Origin of the sequence: Mycolicibacterium boenickei (assembly GCF_010731295.1) — a bacterium.
GTDB lineage: Bacteria > Actinomycetota > Actinomycetes > Mycobacteriales > Mycobacteriaceae > Mycobacterium > Mycobacterium boenickei.
The window spans coordinates 1803518-1819549 of record NZ_AP022579.1; the positions used below are offsets into that span (position 1 = coordinate 1803518).

General features: G+C 67.0%; 18 protein-coding genes. 9 read left to right on the forward strand and 9 right to left on the reverse strand.

The features are described 5' to 3' along the window. Window positions 1–67: 67 nt before the first annotated feature. The 5 genes from G6N57_RS08395 to G6N57_RS08415 are packed head-to-tail and all read right to left on the reverse strand — an operon-like array spanning window position 68 to window position 2829. Entirely contained in the window at window positions 68–322 is a 255-nt protein-coding gene (locus tag G6N57_RS08395) for an Ada metal-binding domain-containing protein (RefSeq protein ID WP_097925834.1), read from the reverse strand. Beyond that, the gene (locus tag G6N57_RS08400; protein WP_077740047.1) at window positions 319–1038 is read right to left on the reverse strand and encodes a 2OG-Fe(II) oxygenase; all 720 of its coding nucleotides are present in this window, start codon (window positions 1036–1038) and stop codon (window positions 319–321) included. The genes G6N57_RS08395 and G6N57_RS08400 overlap by 4 nt, the downstream gene beginning before the upstream one ends. Then, the gene (locus tag G6N57_RS08405) at window positions 1035–1646 is read right to left on the reverse strand and encodes a methylated-DNA--[protein]-cysteine S-methyltransferase (protein ID WP_077740048.1); all 612 of its coding nucleotides are present in this window, start codon (window positions 1644–1646) and stop codon (window positions 1035–1037) included. The genes G6N57_RS08400 and G6N57_RS08405 overlap by 4 nt, the downstream gene beginning before the upstream one ends. Beyond that, window positions 1639–2169, reverse strand: coding sequence for an RNA polymerase sigma factor (locus tag G6N57_RS08410; protein WP_077740049.1), 531 nt, complete (start codon window positions 2167–2169; stop codon window positions 1639–1641). Before G6N57_RS08410 ends, G6N57_RS08405 begins: the two co-directional genes overlap by 8 nt. 24 nt (window positions 2170–2193) lie before the next feature. Further along, the gene (locus tag G6N57_RS08415) at window positions 2194–2829 is read right to left on the reverse strand and encodes a TetR/AcrR family transcriptional regulator (protein WP_077740050.1); all 636 of its coding nucleotides are present in this window, start codon (window positions 2827–2829) and stop codon (window positions 2194–2196) included. Between the two features lie 105 nt (window positions 2830–2934). Between G6N57_RS08415 and G6N57_RS08420 the strand changes: the two genes are divergently transcribed. The 3 genes from G6N57_RS08420 (at window position 2935) to G6N57_RS08430 (ending at window position 6189) form a co-directional block, all read left to right on the forward strand. Beyond that, a complete protein-coding gene (locus G6N57_RS08420) occupies window positions 2935–4149 on the forward strand; it encodes a cytochrome P450 (protein ID WP_077740051.1) in 1215 nt (404 codons plus the stop codon). A gap of 63 nt (window positions 4150–4212) precedes the next feature. Further along, a complete protein-coding gene (locus G6N57_RS08425; protein ID WP_077741844.1) occupies window positions 4213–5364 on the forward strand; it encodes an acyl-CoA dehydrogenase family protein in 1152 nt (383 codons plus the stop codon). A 27-nt stretch (window positions 5365–5391) separates the two neighbouring features. Continuing rightward, window positions 5392–6189: an acyl-CoA thioesterase gene (locus G6N57_RS08430; protein WP_077740052.1), complete on the forward strand. Its 798-nt coding sequence runs from the start codon at window positions 5392–5394 to the stop codon at window positions 6187–6189. Here G6N57_RS08430 and G6N57_RS08435 read toward each other — a convergent pair. Continuing rightward, window positions 6174–7658, reverse strand: a complete 1485-nt coding sequence (locus G6N57_RS08435; protein ID WP_077740053.1) for a PucR family transcriptional regulator — start codon at window positions 7656–7658, stop codon at window positions 6174–6176. The two genes, G6N57_RS08430 and G6N57_RS08435, sit on opposite strands and share 16 nt — an antisense overlap. 111 nt (window positions 7659–7769) lie before the next feature. Here G6N57_RS08435 and gabT point away from each other — a divergent pair, with 111 nt between their 5' ends. Both gabT and G6N57_RS08445 read left to right on the forward strand, forming a co-directional pair. Further along, window positions 7770–9116, forward strand: coding sequence for a 4-aminobutyrate--2-oxoglutarate transaminase (gene gabT, locus G6N57_RS08440; RefSeq protein ID WP_077740054.1), 1347 nt, complete (start codon window positions 7770–7772; stop codon window positions 9114–9116). A 313-nt stretch (window positions 9117–9429) separates the two neighbouring features. Continuing rightward, a complete protein-coding gene (locus G6N57_RS08445) occupies window positions 9430–10110 on the forward strand; it encodes an aldehyde dehydrogenase family protein (RefSeq protein ID WP_235680586.1) in 681 nt (226 codons plus the stop codon). Window positions 10111–10119: 9 nt separating this feature from the next. Here the strand turns inward: G6N57_RS08445 and G6N57_RS08450 are convergent, their stop codons facing one another. Together G6N57_RS08450 and G6N57_RS08455 are read right to left on the reverse strand one after the other, a co-directional pair. Further along, the gene (locus G6N57_RS08450; RefSeq protein WP_234815618.1) at window positions 10120–10401 is read right to left on the reverse strand and encodes a hypothetical protein; all 282 of its coding nucleotides are present in this window, start codon (window positions 10399–10401) and stop codon (window positions 10120–10122) included. Window positions 10402–10576: 175 nt separating this feature from the next. Continuing rightward, on the reverse strand, window positions 10577–12466 hold the full coding sequence (locus tag G6N57_RS08455; RefSeq protein ID WP_077740057.1) for an acyl-CoA dehydrogenase family protein: 1890 nt from the start codon (window positions 12464–12466) through the stop codon (window positions 10577–10579). Between the two features lie 156 nt (window positions 12467–12622). On the opposite strand from G6N57_RS08455, the gene G6N57_RS08460 reads away from it, so the two are divergent. The 4 genes from G6N57_RS08460 (at window position 12623) to G6N57_RS08475 (ending at window position 15632) form a co-directional block, all read left to right on the forward strand. Continuing rightward, window positions 12623–13129, forward strand: a complete 507-nt coding sequence (locus G6N57_RS08460) for a MarR family winged helix-turn-helix transcriptional regulator (RefSeq protein ID WP_077740058.1) — start codon at window positions 12623–12625, stop codon at window positions 13127–13129. A gap of 40 nt (window positions 13130–13169) precedes the next feature. Continuing rightward, a complete protein-coding gene (locus G6N57_RS08465; protein ID WP_234815619.1) occupies window positions 13170–13532 on the forward strand; it encodes a nuclear transport factor 2 family protein in 363 nt (120 codons plus the stop codon). A gap of 63 nt (window positions 13533–13595) precedes the next feature. Beyond that, on the forward strand, window positions 13596–14336 hold the full coding sequence (locus G6N57_RS08470) for an SDR family oxidoreductase (RefSeq protein ID WP_077740059.1): 741 nt from the start codon (window positions 13596–13598) through the stop codon (window positions 14334–14336). An 84-nt stretch (window positions 14337–14420) separates the two neighbouring features. Next, window positions 14421–15632, forward strand: a complete 1212-nt coding sequence (locus G6N57_RS08475; protein WP_077741846.1) for a CaiB/BaiF CoA transferase family protein — start codon at window positions 14421–14423, stop codon at window positions 15630–15632. A gap of 118 nt (window positions 15633–15750) precedes the next feature. On the opposite strand, the gene G6N57_RS08480 is transcribed toward G6N57_RS08475, so the two are convergent. Further along, the gene (locus G6N57_RS08480) at window positions 15751–16032 is read right to left on the reverse strand and encodes a hypothetical protein (RefSeq protein WP_407665979.1); all 282 of its coding nucleotides are present in this window, start codon (window positions 16030–16032) and stop codon (window positions 15751–15753) included.

Sequence of the window (16032 nt, forward strand, 5' to 3'; positions counted from 1 at the left end):
ATCCTAGCTATAGAGCATGGCTGGTCAATGGGAAGATGTTGTGGCAGGCCGTAATAGCGGGCATGCGCTACCGGCGCGCCTTCCACTGCCGGTAAGCGTCGGGTAGACAGGCGGCGCACGGGCGGTAGCCCGCTGCTATGGCGGTCGGCACGTCGGGGAAGAAGACCCGGTGGCGGACGTAGCCGCCGGCGGCGATGGCGCGCAGCGCCGATGGGCAGTCGAGGCGACCGTAGATCTTGCTCGCCCGATGTCCCCCAACGGTTCCCGGGGTGCTGCTGGGGTAGGGGCGACCGTCGGCGCCGATCAGGAGGTAGCGCTTCATGCCGCGTCGTGGAACACCAGGCCCAGCGTGAATCTGGTCCCGGAACGGACGGTGGAGACGCCGTGCCGGATGGGGGCCGCCGACCAACCGCGTACGGACTTGGTCGGGCGGTCGCGGGTGGTGAACACCAATCCGTGCCCGTGGGGGATCACGGTGGCGGTGCCGCGTGATTGCGCGCGGGGCCGTTGTTCGTAGAGCAGGAACTCGCCGCCGGTGTAGTCCACGTTGGGCTGGGTCAGGTTGACCACCACCTGCAGCGGGAAGATCAGCTCGCCGTAGAGGTCGCGGTGCAGCGCATTCCAGTCCCCGGCACCATATTTCAGCAGGATCGCCGTCGTCTTGGTCTGCCCCGCCGCGTGGCACATCTGCAGCCAGTCGTCGAATTCGTCGGGCCACGGGGCCTCCCGGCCGAGTCGGTCCCACCACGTGCGGGCGATCGGCAGCAGGTGCGGGTACAGCGCCTGCTTCAGTGCGGTCACGGCCGGCGGGTAGGGCTGCCGGAAGTAGCGATATTCACCTTCGCCGAACCGGTAGCGGCTCATGTCGATGGTCGACCGGAAGCGGGCCACGTCGGGGTAGAGCGCGACGATGCCGGCGGCTTCCTCGGGAGTCACGAGCGGCCCGGTCAACGCGCATCCCGTGTTGTCGAGTTCGTCGCCGACACCACTCCAGTCGGTGGCGTCCACCCGACGCCGCCAGGGATTCGTGCCGCTCATGCCGCGGCCTCCAGGTCGAGCAACAGCCGCTTCGCTTCCGCGCCGCCGAGGTAGCCACCCATCGCCCCGTCGCTGCGGACCACGCGATGGCAGGGAATGACAACGGGTAGAGGGTTTTTCGCGCAGGCGGTCCCCACGGCTCGGACTGCCTTGGGGCTGCCGGCCAGGGCCGCGACCGTCGCGTAGCTGGCGGTCTGTCCATAGTCGATCTCGGGCAGGTGATGCAGCACCGTGCTGCGGAACCCGGCAGAGAGTCGCCAGTCCAGCGGCAGGTCGAAACTGCGTCGCGTCCCGGCGAAGTACTCGGCGAGCTCCCGGGCCGCCGAGTCGAGGCGGGCGGGGGCGTGCAGGATGCGCGGGCTGACCTGATCGGCGAGGTGCTGCAGAACGGTGTCGTGGTCTTCGCGGGCATAGGCGACGCGAACCAGGCCCTGCTCGGTGGCCGCCAGCAGCAGCGGTCCGACCGGGCTGTCGACGACGCGGTACGCGATGTCGAGGAGACCATCCCGCTGGGCCGCGGCCGCGAGTCGGTCGTGCAGTTCGGCCAGCTTGCCGGGGCCGGGTTGGGTGGCGAGCGCGAGGTCGCCGACGATGCCGTGGTTACTCATGGTTCTCTTCCTTCCTGGACGCGTATGTGCGTCGAAGCGTGGCGATGCCGTCGCTGGAGGCGCGGCGTGCGGCCGCAGCGCTGCCGCCGAGGATTTCGGCGATTTCGTCGTAGGGCAGGCCGGCCAGGTAGTGGTAGGCGACGGCGTGTTTCTGTTTGTGCGGAAGCTGGTCCACCGCGGTGGCCAGGTCGGCGAAGTTCTCGGTGACGTGGGTGCCCGGCGGCTCCGGGACGACGTCGGTCGGAATGGGTTGGCGCGTCCGGGTCCGGGTGATGTCGATGGCTTTGCGGTGCGCGACGGTGACCAGCCAGGCCTCGAAATTGGCATCGGCGGGCAGGTCGGGGTAGGCCTTCAGCGCCGCCAGGAATGTTTCCGACCAGGCGTCATCGGCGTCGTGTGCGCCGACGATGGCACGGCAGACCCGAAAGACGGTGGGGCCGTGGTCGCGGACCACGGTCTCGAACGGCGGTTTGGCATTCACACCCTGTAGACGCTCCCCGATCGAGTTTTGTGAGGTGTCCATCGTCGGTGATTTCCGCCGTCCGCGTCACATCGGCCAATTATCCAGGGAACGTGGGTGATTGAGCGGGACAGCAGCGGGAAGCGGCCGTGGGGATTCGGTGGTGATGGCATCCAGGACCAGGGCGACGTAACGACGCCAGCCGTCGCTGCCCACCTGCATCGTCCAGAGGACGCTGTTGAGCATCGCGATGATCCTCGGCAGATCCTCGGCAACCAGGTCGGTGCGAACCAGGCCGCCCTTCTGGGCTCGGCTCGTCAGTTCCTGCATGGCGGCTTCGAGGCGATCCGCGATGTTGGCCAGCGCGTCGGCACGTCTGGCCGCAGCGAGAATGTTGTGCTCTGCGGCGCCGAGCGCGGTGGCCGCCTCGATCAGATCGGTCAGCCCGCGTAGCGGATCCTTTTGAACGAGCGCCTTTTCGATTGCGGGCGAGAGGTTTTCATCGATGCTTTGATCGACCGCAGCCCGCAGGAGATCGGCCTTCGTCGGGAACCTGCGGTACAGGGTTCGTTCACCCACGCCCGCGCGTTGGGCGATCGTGTCGATCTGCGCATCGGGGCCGACTTCGGCGAACACCTCGCGGGCGGCCCGCAGGATGCGGTCGGCATTGCGTGCCGCATCGGTGCGCAGCGGGCGTTCGGCCATCGACGCGGTATCGGACATGACATCAGAGTAACTGACAGTTGACTGTCAGATCTGCTCGTTCTAATCTCGCAGAAACTGGCAGCTGACTGCCAGTAGCTACCCCCGAGTCTGCGAGGATCGCCGATGACCACGCCACTTGACGACGTTTCGGTTGGTACTGACCTTCCCGCGATCCCTGCGCCACGCGCCCGCGGATGCCCGTTGGCGCCGGCCCCTGTGTTCGCCCGATGGCGGGAGGCCGAAGGGCTTCAGGCGGCGGTCTGGAAAGGGAAACCGGTCTGGATGATCAGCCGCTACCAGGACATCCGGGCGGCCCTTGTCGACGAACGGCTCAGTGCCAACACGGGGCTGTACGGCGTGCCGACCGAGAGCGGCGAGATTGCCATGATCTTCCCGCGCCTGGATGATCCCGAGCATCAGCGGCTGCGTCGAATGTTGACCAGGGACTTCACTTTTCGCCGGGCCGAGGCGATGCGTCCGCAGATTCAGGAATTGGTCGACGGCTTCCTCGACGAGATGATCGCGTCCGGTCCGCCGGCAGACCTCGTGAGCAAGTTCGCGCTGCCGGTGCCGTCGATGGTCATCTGCCTGCTGCTGGGGGTGCCGTACGAGGATCACGAGTTCTTCCAGAAGCAGAGTGCGGCCGGGCTCGACTCGAACGCATCCGAGGAGGAGTGCCTCCAAGCCCAGGTGTCGTTGTTCAGCTACATGTTCGACCTGGTCGCCCGCAAGGAGCGGGAACCGGGTGACGACGTGATGAGTCGGCTGATCGCCGACCACGTCGCCGCGGGTGAACTCAACCGCGAAACCGCCGCCATGAACGGCCAGATGTTGTTGGCCGCCGGCCACGAAACCACCGCGAGCATGATCGCTCTGGGTGCGCTGGCCCTGTTGCAGGATCCCGACGCCGCCGCGCGCCTGCGGGAGACCGATGACCCGGCCGTGGTGGCCGGCATCGTCGAGGAGTTGATGCGTTATCTGTCGATAGTGCACAGCCTCGTCGACCGCGTCGCCCTGGAGGACGTCGTCATCGGCGGGCAGCTCGTCCGGGCCGGCGAGACGGTTCTGATGAACCTGCCTGCGGGCAACTTCGACCCTGGCTTCACCGATCAGCGCGATGCCTTCGACGTGAATCGCAACAGCCGAGGGCACCTCGGCTTCGGTTACGGCGTGCATCAGTGCCTCGGTCAGAACCTGGCCCGGGCCGAACTGCAGATCGCCTTGACCGCGTTGGTGCGCAGACTGCCGGGCTTGCGATTGGCGGTCGAGCCGGACGAATTGAGATTCCTGAACGACAAGGAGATCTACGGTGTGGCGGAGCTGCCGGTCACCTGGTGAGCGGCGTCACCGCAGGCGCGACATCAACTTTACAAACAGGCTACAAACTGTCACGGTGTGCTGATGGACTTCTCCCACGTCGAACTCTCCGAGGAAGACCGGGCCTTCCGCGATGAGTTGCGGGCGTTCCTGGCCCGGGTCGTCACCGACGAGGTGATCGAGCGCGACCGCCAGACCGGCGAGAACTTCGACGAGACAGTGCATCTGGCCCTGGGTAAGGCCGGGTACCTGGCCGGCGACTACCGGGCCGAGGCCGACGGGGGATTCAGCGCGGTGCGGCGCAGGATCTGGGAGCTGGAGATTGCCCGTGCCCATACTCCGTGGTTCCACTGGGGTACCACCGCGATGGTCGCCCACACAGTGGAGAAGTTCGCCTCGGCCGAGCTTCTCGACGAGGTGCTGCCGGGTGTTCTGGACGGAAGCCTGCGGCTGTGCCTGGGGTACACCGAACCCGAAGGTGGGTCCGACGTCGCGACCTGTAAGACCCGTGCGGTACGGGACGGCGACAGCTGGGTCATCAATGGCTCCAAGATGTTCACCTCGAATGCGCACAACGCCCAGTACGTGTTCCTGTTGACCAACACCGATCCGGCCGCCCCGAAGCACAAGAGCCTCACCATGTTCCTGGTGCCGCTGGACTCCGATGGCGTCGAGATCCAGCCGATCCGCACCGTCGACGGCGATCGCACCAACATCACCTACTACAGCGACGTCCGGGTCAGCGATCGGTACCGGATCGGTGAGGTCAACGGCGGCTGGACGGTGTTGCGCGGTGCCCTCGAACTGGAGCACGGCACGTTCGAACGCGAGACGCGCGGTCTGCAGAAGCTCGCCACCATGACCGAGCACATCAACCTGATGGCCGAAGCGGTCGACCGTGTGGCGGCCGTTGCCCCCGACGACGCCGCGTCGCGCTATCGGCTGGGCCGGGGCATCGCGCGGCTGGAAGCCGCGATGAGCAGTCCCGACATGTACGGTCGCGTGGCGATCGCCCAGACCATGCGCGAGGTATCCCCGGATCTCATGGACATCGTCGGATCGGCGGGGGCATTGCCCGTCGGGGCGCCGGGTGCGGCCGGTGACGGCGCCGCCGAGTACATCTTCCGGCTGGCCGGGCCCACCGGCATCTATGGCGGCACCCTAGAGGTGTTCCGCAACATGATCGCGCAGCAGGCGCTCGGTTTGGGCCGGCCGAACTACTCACCGGCAAAGTGAGCGTTACTGCGTCAGTACGCTGGCCGGGTGCATCCCTTCGACAAGGCCCTTGAGCTCGAGCCTGCCGGTGACAACCGGTGGCGTGGTCGCACGATCCCCGAATGGGCCAACATGGTGGGTCCGTTCGGCGGCATCACCGCCGCGACCCTGGTGCGCGCGATCGAGTTGCATCCGCAACGGCACGGCCAGCCCATCGCCCTGACCGTGAATTACCTGGCGCCGATCGCCGATGGTGAGTTCGAGATCGTGACGCGGGCCGTCAAGACCAACCGGTCGAATCAGCACTGGATCGTCGAACTCGGCCAGGACGGCGACGTGAAGACCACCGCTACGGCCATCTTCGGGCTGCGTCGCGACACCTGGGCCGACACCGAGGTGGCGCCACCGCGGGTTCCGGCTCCCGACGACATCGTGGCTTCGGCACCGCCGTTCGGCGTGGTGTGGTTCGACAACTACGAGATGCGTTTCGTCGACGGTGCCATGCCTGACGGCGGCGAGGAATCCGGCTCGTCGACCACCACGCTGTGGGTGCGCAACACTCCTTCCCGAGCAATGGACTTCGCGGCGCTGGCCTCGGTGAGCGACATCTTCTACCCGCGGGTGTTCCTGCGCAGGGGACAATTCGTGCCCGCCGGGACGGTGTCGATCACGACGTACTTCCATGCCGATGACGAGCAACTTGCGGCCCAGGGGGACGACTTCGTGCTCGCCACCGCGCGGGCACAACGGTTTTCGCGTGGCTACTTCGATCAGACCGCGCACCTGTGGGGCCGCGACTCCGCCCTGCTCGCCACCAGCCACCAGATCGTCTACTTCAAAGGCTGAGGGTTTTCGGGGGCCGACTGCAGGGCGATCCACGCGCTGACCCGGGTCTGTGGATCGTCGAGCTTGCCGGGCAGCACTGCCTCGATGGCCGCGAGGCGGTTGCGCACGGTGTTGCGGTGCAGCCCGAGCTCCTCGGCGACCTTGAGCCGGGATCCGTGGTGGCGCAGGAAGCAACGCAGAATCTCCAGCTGCTCGGAATCGAGCCCGCGCAGCCAGGATTCGGCGAAGGCGCCGGCTTTCTCGGGATCGATCAGACCGAGCGGGCCGTTGTCGATCACCCGGTCCCAGACCACCACCCCGGACACATCGGTGGCCTGGGCAAGCGCCAGGCCGGCCGTGCGGTAGCCGGCTGCGCCCTCGCTGGGCGCCACCGCGTTGCCGACTCCGACCTGTAATCCGTGGTCGGCCAGTCCGGCCCCGGTCGGCTCGGCCTGTGCGGGTTCGATGACCGCGCACAACTCGCCGGCGTACACCCCGGCAAGGATTCCGCGCCGGTCCAGGGATGCCGCCGCATTCTCGATGGCGGATTCGTCTCCGGTGGCCCGCAGGAAGCGGACGTGCTTCGGCAGTTCGGCCGTCGGCTGGTCCACCTCCAGAACCAATTGTGCTGTGCGGTCATCGCTTTCGGCGAGCAGTTCCAAGGCACGGCTGCGCAGGTGCTGGCGGGTCGTGGCGCGGCTGCGGTCCTGCTCGTCGATGAGCCCCAGCAGGGCGACCGCGGTCGTCACCGCCTGGCGCTGTGCTTCCGATGCCCGGGCCGGCACCAGCGCCGCGAGGTAGGCCGATGCCCGGCCGCGCAGTCCGATCGGGTGTACCGATACCGAGTGCGTCGGATTGGACTGCCCTGCAGCCGAACGCAATCCGTGCGCCTGCAACCGCTTGACGTCATCGGCGACCTCGTCCAACGGGAACTCCCTGCGGCGGGCGCCGACCGGACCCGTCACCACCCGGCCGTCGGGATTCATCAGGCAGGTCGCGCCGTCGATCGCTGTGGCCAGTGCGCTGATCACCGCAACGGCAGGATCGGGTTTGGCCGCGGCCGAGATGAGCTTGCGCTGCGTCTGCAGCGATTCGCGCGTCGCGGTGGATTCCTGTTCCTCGAGCAGATGCGCGACGTGTCGGCTGATCGCCACGAAGGTGGTGCGGCGCGGCACCTCGAACAGGTTCACCTGGTGCCTCTGGCACGCATCGGCGAGCGGGGTCGGCGTCTCGGCGTGGGTGAGGCCGACGCCGAAGCCGACCGCGGCCACACCGGCGTCGGCCAGCCTGCGCACGTACCCGTCCCACTGGTCGTGCCACTGGCCCGTTTCCAGGCCGGTGGTCAGCAGGATCTCGCCGCCTTCGAGGAATGGCCCAGGATCCGCGAGTTCGCTCGTCGCGACCCAGCGGACCGGTGTGTCGCGGTGGGACACCTCGACGGCGTGCAACCCGAGGGCGCTCACATCCAGGACATCGCCGACCAGAACCATAGTGACAGTTTCGCACAATCTGGTCTGCCGATTTGTGCAGTTAAGACCTGACGGCGGTGCCTGCGGATGCCTAGCGTGAGGACAATCAACCGCCAGCATCAGGAGGAACACGTGACCATCGCTGAGATCGCGGGTGCGGCCGTCACCCAGGAACGCCGGCTCGTCACCGCCATTCCGGGCCCGATCTCGCAGGAGATGCAGGCACGTAAGACCGCGGCCGTGGCCGGCGGTGTCGGGACCACCCTGCCCGTCTACGTGGTCGCGGCGGGCGGCGGAATCCTCGTCGACGCCGACGGAAACCAGCTCATCGACTTCGGCTCCGGCATCGCCGTGACCACGGTCGGCAACAGCGCGCCCGCCGTTGTCGAGGCGGTCAGCCAGCAGGTCGCCGCGTTCACCCACACGTGTTTCATGGTCACGCCCTACGAGGGTTATGTGCGGGTCGCCGAGGAGCTCAACCGGCTCACCCCCGGCGACCACGAGAAGCGCAGCGTGCTGTTCAACTCCGGCGCCGAGGCCGTCGAGAACGCCGTCAAGATCGCCCGCGCCCACACCCGTAGGCAGGCCGTCGTGGTGTTCGACCACGCCTATCACGGTCGCACCAACCTCACCATGGCGATGACCGCCAAGAATCAGCCGTACAAGAACGGGTTCGGACCGTTCGCCGGTGAGGTCTACCGGGTGCCCACCTCGTTCCCGTTCCGTGACGGCGAGACCGACGGCGCGGCCGCGGCCGCCCGCGCCCTCGACCTGATCGACAAGCAGGTCGGCGCCGACAACGTCGCCGCCGTGGTGATCGAGCCCATTCAGGGCGAGGGCGGATTCATCGTCCCCGCACCGGGATTCCTGCGCGCGCTGCAGAACTGGTGCACCGACAACGGTGCGGTCTTCGTCGCCGACGAGGTGCAGTCGGGCTTCGCCCGCACCGGCGCCATGTTCGCCGTCGAGCATGACGGCGTCGTGCCGGATCTCATCGTCACCGCCAAGGGCATCGCGGGTGGCCTGCCGCTGTCGGCGGTCACCGGCCGCGCCGAGATCATGGACGCGCCGCATGCCGGTGGGCTCGGCGGCACCTACGGCGGCAACCCGATCGCCTGCGCCGCCGCACTCGCGGTGATCGACACCATCGAGCGTGAGGGACTGCTCGCCCGGGCGGTGGAGATCGAGAAGACCATGATCGGCCGCCTCAAGGCGATCGCCGCCGAGGACTCCCGGATCGGCGAGGTCCGCGGCCGCGGCGCGATGATCGCCCTCGAACTCGTCAAGGCGGGCACCACCGAGCCCGACGCCGACCTGGCCAAGCAGGTCTCGGCCGCCGCCCACGCCCAGGGCCTGCTGGTCCTGACCTGTGGCACCTACGGCAACGTGCTGCGGTTCCTGCCGCCGCTGTCGATGCCGGATCACCTCCTCGAGGAGGGGCTGGACATCTTGGCCGCCATCTTCGCCGAGACCCGCTGACCGCTCGTCCGGTTCCATCCCTGGGAGACCTGAGTGAACACGCAGAATGCGATCGCCGAACTCGACGCCAAGCACGGCATCCTGATCGGCGGACAACCCCGCGGTGCCGCCTCGACGTTCGAGGTGTACGACCCGGTGTCGCCGACGCCACCGGCCCACGCCGTCCGCACACGACATCTGCGCCATCTGGATTGGCCACCGGCGTCGCCGACATCCTGCTCGCACCGACGGCACGGCCCCGGACCCGGACCGTCGTCAACGGCCGCGAGGCGATCGGGAACCTCGGCGGCAATCGCCCCGTGTTCGATGGCTGGTGCACGGCCGACTGCTCGACCGTCGAAGCGGCCCACCGGCGTCGTGGCGGCGCCGATCGGCGAGCATCGCCAACGTTCCGGGTGGCGGTCAGGCCTGCACCGCGGCCAACCGGTTCTACGTCCATGCGTCGGTCGCCGACGAGTTCGTCGCAGGTTTCGCCGCCGAGGTGGCGGCTCTGCGGGTGGGCCCGGCATCGGATCCTGCCTCACAGGTCGGCCCCCTGGTCAGCGAGCGCGCGGCACAGCGAGTGGCGGCCGCGATCGATGCCGCGGTGGCCGACGGTGCGGTGATCGCCGCGCAGGCGCAGGCGCCGGCCGAGGGTTGGTTCGTCGCCCCGACCCTGCTCACCGGGGTCGCCCCCGACGCTGCGATCCTTGCCGACGAAATCTTCGGGCCCGTCGCGCCGGTCGTGGTGTGGGAGGACGAGGACGATCTCCTGCGTTGGGTCAACGACACCGAGTACGGTTTGGCGGCTTACGTTTACGCCGGTCGCCTGCAGGATGCGGTGCGGCTCGCAGAGTCGTTCGACGCGGGCATGGTCGGTATCAACCGGGGCATCGTGTCGGACCCGTCGACCCCGTTCGGTGGGATGAAGCAGAGCGGGCTCGGTCGCGAAGGCGCCCGGGAAGGCTTGCACGAGTTCCAGGAGACGCAGTACTTCAGCGTGGCATTCGACTGAGCTGCGCGCTCAGAACGGTGCCGAGTGCTGCATCAGGCTCAACATCAGCACGATCATGCACAGCAACGAACTGAACATGATCAGGCCCATCACGGTGACCACGAGCCACATTGTGCAGCGCTGCTTACCCCGGGCAAGTTTCGCGAGTCGCTCGTCGTGCATGAGTTCGTCTGCGACGAAGGCGAACTCGACACGGGCCAGTTCAGCATCGTCGGCAGGTGCGCCGGAAGAGATTTCACGAAGGCGCGCCGCGGCGATGCCCACCCCGACCCCGGCGAACCGCCGGCTCATGTTACGCGCCTGTCTGCGGGTGAGACGGTGATCGAACGCATCCATCGAATGCGGCCACTGTCCCCATCCGCTATGAGCGTTCGACGGGGTCGTCATAACCCATTCAGTTTACGGGCGTGCCCGGTCCTGAGGAAGCCTGTGCCAGTGGATTGTTCACGTGCGCAAGCAACATTGCTCACCGAATGACGCGGTGCACGTCGCGTGTCACGTCACCGCCCTCCTGGGCGATCCACGGTCCTTCGATGGAGGGATCGATGATCCCGTCCTCCAGCCATGTGTAGCGGCCGGCGAGAACGTCGTGTGCCAGGGTGCGGTCGGAGTCATCGCTGTTGTCCCAGAGTTGGGTGAACAACTCCTCGGCCCGCACTCGGGCCTGACGGCAGAACGCGTCGGCGAGGCCCACGGCGGAGTCGGGTGCGTCGCTGCGGGCCCGGACGCAGGCCGCCGTCATCGCGAACAACTCCGCCCCGATGTCGACGATCCGGCCGAGGAAACGTTGCTTGTACTCCAACCTGCCCTGCCAGCGCGACATCGCGTAGAAGGTGCTGCGGGCAAGCTTGCGGCTGGCCCGTTCGACATAACGCAGGTGTTCGGCCAGCGGGCCGAATTCGGTGAAGGACGTTGGCAACTGGCCTTTTCCGGTGACCAGGGTGGGCAGCCATCGCGCATAGAACTTGCCGGCCTGGGCGGCCGCCTTGGCCTTGTGTTTGAGGTCGGTGTCGGGGTCGATGATGTCTCCTGCCACCGAGAGATGAGCGTCCACCGCCTCGCGGGCCAGCATCAGATGCATGATCTCGGTGGAGCCTTCGAAGATCCGGTTGATCCGCATGTCGCGCAGGATCTGCTCGACGGGTACCCCGCGTTCCCCGCGGGCGGCCAGTGACTGTGCGGTCTCGAAGCCACGGCCGCCACGAATCTGCACCAGCTCGTCGGCGATCAGCCACGTCATCTCCGAGCCGTAGAGCTTGGCCAGGGCGGCCTCGATCCGGATGTCGGTGCGGCCCGCGTCAGCGAGCTCGCCGGCCAGCTCGACCATCGACTCGATGCCGTAAGCGGTGGCGGCGATGAACGCCACCTTGCCGGCCACCGCATCGTGCTCACCGACCGGCCGGCCCCATTGCACGCGTTCCCGGGACCACTCCCGGGCGATCTTCAAGCACCACTTCGACGTTCCGGTGCACACGGCCGGAAGCGAGAGGCGTCCCACGTTGAGTGTGGTCAGCGCGATCTTCAGGCCTTCTCCTTCCCGGCCGATCCGGTTCGCGGCGGGCACTCGCACGTCGGTCAGCTTGGTCAGGCCGTTCTCGATTCCGCGGAGTCCCATGAACGCGTTGCGGTTGGTGACGACGATGCCGGGCGTATCCGCCTCGACGACGAATGCGGTGATGCCGCCCTTGTGTCCTTCGCTCGCGGGGACCTGGGCCATCACCACCAGCAGGTCGGCGATGACGCCGTTGGTGGTCCACAGTTTGACGCCGTTGAGCAGGTAGTCGTCGCCGTCGGGGGTGGCGGTTGCGTGCAGGCGGGCCGGGTCGCTGCCGACATCCGGCTCGGTGAGCAGGAACGCGCTGATCTCCCGGGTGCACCGCGGCAACCAGGTGCGCTTCTGCTCGGCGGTCCCGAACATCGATACCGGCTGCGGTACGCCGATCGACTGGTGAGCGGACAGCAATGCCCCGAGCGCTGGGTGCACGGAGCCGACCAGGGCGAGCGCCTTGTTGTAGGAGACCTGCGACAGCCCGAGCCCGTCGTATTCGGTGGAGATCTTCATGCCGAACGCACCGAGTTCCTTCAATCCCTGGATCACCTTGTCCGGGATCTGGGCGTCACGTTCGATGACTGCGGCGTCGATCTGCGTCTCGCAGAACTCCCGAAGCCTGGATAGGAATGCCTCGCCCCGCTCTGTCGACTCGGCCGGACCTCGCGGGTGCGGATGGACCAGATCCAACCGCAATCTGCCGAGGAACAGTTCTTTGCCGAAGCTGGGCTGGTGCCACTGCGCTTCCCGCGCCTGCTCGGCGACCTGCCTGGCCTGTCGTTCGTTGACTTCTCCGGTAGCGGTCATAGCCGGCCTCCATGGATTGGGCCCTACCCGACGGTAACTCCATTCGGGGCTGGGGTACCCGGCATTCGGTCAGGTCACGCGTGGGGTGGAGGCGACGACGCGGTGAACCGCCCCTTCGCAGGGTTCGACCGCGGCACGGACCGTCATACTGGCGAAATGGCGCCGAGAAAAGTGCGGGACACATCACCGAAGCAGGGATGGCTGACGCCGAAGCAGCAACGCGCCTGGATCGCCTATATGCGTGTGCAACTGCGGATGAACTACGAGATGAACCGCCAACTGCAGGCCGACTCGGGATTGTCGCTAGCCGACTATGACGTGCTGGTGGCGTTGAGTGCGCGTGATGAGGGCATGCGTGTCGGCGATCTCGCCGCGCACATCGGCTGGGAGCGCAGCCGGCTGTCACATCAGTTGCGGCGCATGGAGGAACGTGGCCTGACCGAACGCCGCCCCAGCGCCGACGATGGCCGCACGACCAACGTCATGCTCACCGAGGGCGGCCGGCAGGCCATCGAGGAAGCCGCGCCGGCTCACGTCGACCTGGTGCGCAGCCTCTTCTTCGATCCACTACCCGACAACCTGCTGGCGCCGTTCACCGCGGCACTCGAACATATCCACGTCAACCTCAATCACAACAGCTCACTGCCTGCCCCACCGGGCTAGCATTTAGGTGAACTATCACCTAAATGTCAGGAGTGCAGCAATGAGTGACGTCACCACCCACCTGATGGAGGCCAATCTGCTGGCCGTGTTCGACCAGCGCGACCCGAAACTCCGCGCTGAAGCCATCGCGACCACTTACTCGGACGACGTGCAGTGGACCGACGATGAAGGCGTCGTCACCGGCCGCGACGAGCTCAACGTCAAAGCGGCTGAACTGCAGGAAAAGCTGCAAGGGCTGCATTTCGTGAAGGCCGGCCCCGTCCGGAAGACTCGCGGGCTCGGTTTTCTGGCCTGGGAAGTACGCACCGCGGATGATGCGACAGTGGTATCGGGCTTCGACGTGGCCGAGATTTCGAACGGGCGGATCATTCGGCTGTGGACAGTGCTGAACGCGCCGGAATAGGTGATATGTCACTTATGTTGTAGCGGGCGGAACGTAGTAACCACACACGAACGGAGTTCGATCATGGGACAGCTCGACGGCAAGACGGCACTGGTGACCGGAGGAACCTCGGGCATCGGCCTTGCCACCGCCCGCCGGCTCGCCGACGAGGGCGCCTACGTCTTCATCACCGGCCGTGACCGTGCTCGGCTGGACGAGGCGGCCGCCTCCATCGGCGGGCACGGAATCCAAAGCGACATCAGCAAGATCGAAGAACTCGACACCCTCGCCGAGGAGATCGCCAAGCACGGCAAGGGGCTCGACGTGGTCTTCGCCAACGCGGGCGGCGGTGACTTCGCGACCCTCGCCGATGTCACCCCGGAGCATTACCGGGACAACTTCGATCGCAACGTGGCCGGCACGGTGTTCACCGTGCAGAAAACGCTGCCGCTGCTCAACGAGGGCGCCTCGATCGTCCTCGCCGGCTCCACCGCCGCCTCCGGGGGGATGCCCGCATTCGGGCTCTACGCGGCATCCAAGGCGGCCATCCGCTCGCTCGGCCGCACTTGGGCTGCTGAACTGGCCGACCGCAAGATCCGCGTCAACACCATCGTGCCCGGACCGATCGAGACGCCTGGGCTGACAGGTTTGGCGCCGGCTGATCAGAAGCAGGATCTGCTCGACGGTCTGGCCGCACAGGTGCCGATGAAGCGGCTCGGCCGCCCCGAAGAGATCGCCTCTGCGGTGGTGTTCCTGGCGTCGGATCAGAGCAGCTTCATGACCGGAGCGGAGTTGGCTGTCGACGGCGGGCAGATTCAGGTCTGATGCCAGTGCGGGGTCCGTCCGCCTGAAACCGTCCCGCTACACTTACCGTAAGTCCGACGGTGAGGAGCCGCGTTGATCAAGGTCATGCAGGGCGTGCGGGTGCTTGAGGTCGCTCAGTTCACCTTCGTGCCGGCGGCGGGGGCCATCCTCGCGGACTGGGGCGCCGACGTCATCAAGGTGGAACACCCGGTGCGCGGCGACACCCAGCGGGGCTTCATCAACATGGGCGGGTTCCAATTGGACCCGGACCGGCATCCGCTCATCGAGCACCCCAACCGTGGCAAGCGCAGCGTCGGCATCGACGTCTCGACCCCCGGCGGTCAGGAGGTGCTCTACGAGATCGCCAAGACCGCCGACGTGTTCCTGACCAATTACCTTCCCGCTCAACGGCAGAAGAACAAGTTCGACGTCGAGCACATCCGGGCGGCAAACCCGGACATCATCTACGCCCGCGGCAGCGCGTACGGAGACAAAGGGCCCGAGCGTGACACCGGAGGCTTCGACGGCACGGCGTTCTGGACTCGTAGCGGTGTCGGCCATGCGCTCACCCCGGAGGCGATCAACGGTGCACTGTCCCAAGGCATTCCGGCCTTCGGCGACTCGATCGGCGGGATGAACATCGCCGGCGGTATCGCGGCGGCACTGTTCCACCGGGAGCGGACCGGGGAAACCGCCGAGATCGACGTCTCGCTGCTGAGCACGGCGTGGTGGGCGGCCGGCGCCAGCGTCACCCAGGGCATGGAGACCGGTGAGACGATGCGCTCGCTGATGCCCGACGACGCCACCTCCGTGAACCCTTTCATGGCCAACTACCGGACGTCCGACGGCGGCACCATCAACCTGTGCATCGTGAGCCCGACCGGCTACATCCGCGACGCCTTCGAACATCTCGGTCTGCCCGAGCTCGCCGATGATCCACGGTTCTCCGATGCGCTGCCGCTGATCGAGAATGCTTCGGAAGGCGTCGAACTCATCGCGAAGGCGATCGGCAGCAAGCCGTTCGAGTACTGGCGTCAGCACCTCAAGACGATGAAGGGTCAGTGGGCGCCGTTCCAGAGCCTGGTCGACCTGACCACGGACGACCAGGCCGTGGCCAACGACATGATCGTCGAGGTGGACGCCAGTGACGGCGGCAAGCCGTTCAAGGTGGTGCGCGGGCCCGTGCAGTTCAACCACGAACCGCTGGAGACCACGCGCGCACCCCAGGCCTCCGAGCACACCGAGATCGTGCTGATGGAGCTCGGCCTGGACTGGGACCGGATCGAAGAACTCAAGGACGCGGGCGCGATCGCCTGAGGTCTCGTTTGTCTGGCTTTTCCTTCGCCGGTTTCTACGTGGGGGCTGCTGAAAGCAAAAATCGCGACCCCTGCGTAGAAAACGGCGTCAAACGGCGAAGGTGTTCGGCCTCTCCGAGCTAGTTACACCCGCCCGCGTGGACCCACCGGCCGTTGTAACCGATGCATCCGCTGACGTTCGCGCCCGGCGGAGGCGGTGGCGGATCTTCGGGAAGCGGTGCGTAGTACGTCGGCGGCGGCACGTAGGGGGAGACCGCGTCGGCGATGTTGACGCAACCGCCCACCGAGATGCGGCGTCCGGCGCTCGCGCACACGTCGGCGCTGGCGGTCCCGGCCGGTGCGGCCAGGACGATGGCGCCGGGCAGCGCGGTGAAGGCAAGCGCGGCCGTGGCGGCGCGCAG

Excerpts from the sequence above, each read along its gene's own strand:
- G6N57_RS08470 (WP_077740059.1), top strand. The coding sequence starts at position 13,596 with ATGGGACAGCTCGACGGCAAGACGGCACTGGTGACCGGAGGAACCTCG.
- G6N57_RS08415 (WP_077740050.1), bottom strand. The coding sequence starts at position 2,829 with ATGTCCGATACCGCGTCGATGGCCGAACGCCCGCTGCGCACCGATGCG.
- G6N57_RS08395 (WP_097925834.1), bottom strand. The coding sequence starts at position 322 with ATGAAGCGCTACCTCCTGATCGGCGCCGACGGTCGCCCCTACCCCAGC.
- G6N57_RS08405 (WP_077740048.1), bottom strand. The coding sequence starts at position 1,646 with ATGAGTAACCACGGCATCGTCGGCGACCTCGCGCTCGCCACCCAACCC.
- G6N57_RS08435 (WP_077740053.1), bottom strand. The coding sequence starts at position 7,658 with ATGGTTCTGGTCGGCGATGTCCTGGATGTGAGCGCCCTCGGGTTGCAC.
- G6N57_RS08400 (WP_077740047.1), bottom strand. The coding sequence starts at position 1,038 with ATGAGCGGCACGAATCCCTGGCGGCGTCGGGTGGACGCCACCGACTGG.
- G6N57_RS08475 (WP_077741846.1), top strand. The coding sequence starts at position 14,421 with ATGCAGGGCGTGCGGGTGCTTGAGGTCGCTCAGTTCACCTTCGTGCCG.
- G6N57_RS08420 (WP_077740051.1), top strand. The coding sequence starts at position 2,935 with ATGACCACGCCACTTGACGACGTTTCGGTTGGTACTGACCTTCCCGCG.
- G6N57_RS08410 (WP_077740049.1), bottom strand. The coding sequence starts at position 2,169 with ATGGACACCTCACAAAACTCGATCGGGGAGCGTCTACAGGGTGTGAAT.
- G6N57_RS08460 (WP_077740058.1), top strand. The coding sequence starts at position 12,623 with ATGGCGCCGAGAAAAGTGCGGGACACATCACCGAAGCAGGGATGGCTG.
- G6N57_RS08425 (WP_077741844.1), top strand. The coding sequence starts at position 4,213 with ATGGACTTCTCCCACGTCGAACTCTCCGAGGAAGACCGGGCCTTCCGC.
- G6N57_RS08450 (WP_234815618.1), bottom strand. The coding sequence starts at position 10,401 with ATGAGCCGGCGGTTCGCCGGGGTCGGGGTGGGCATCGCCGCGGCGCGC.
- G6N57_RS08455 (WP_077740057.1), bottom strand. The coding sequence starts at position 12,466 with ATGACCGCTACCGGAGAAGTCAACGAACGACAGGCCAGGCAGGTCGCC.
- G6N57_RS08465 (WP_234815619.1), top strand. The coding sequence starts at position 13,170 with ATGAGTGACGTCACCACCCACCTGATGGAGGCCAATCTGCTGGCCGTG.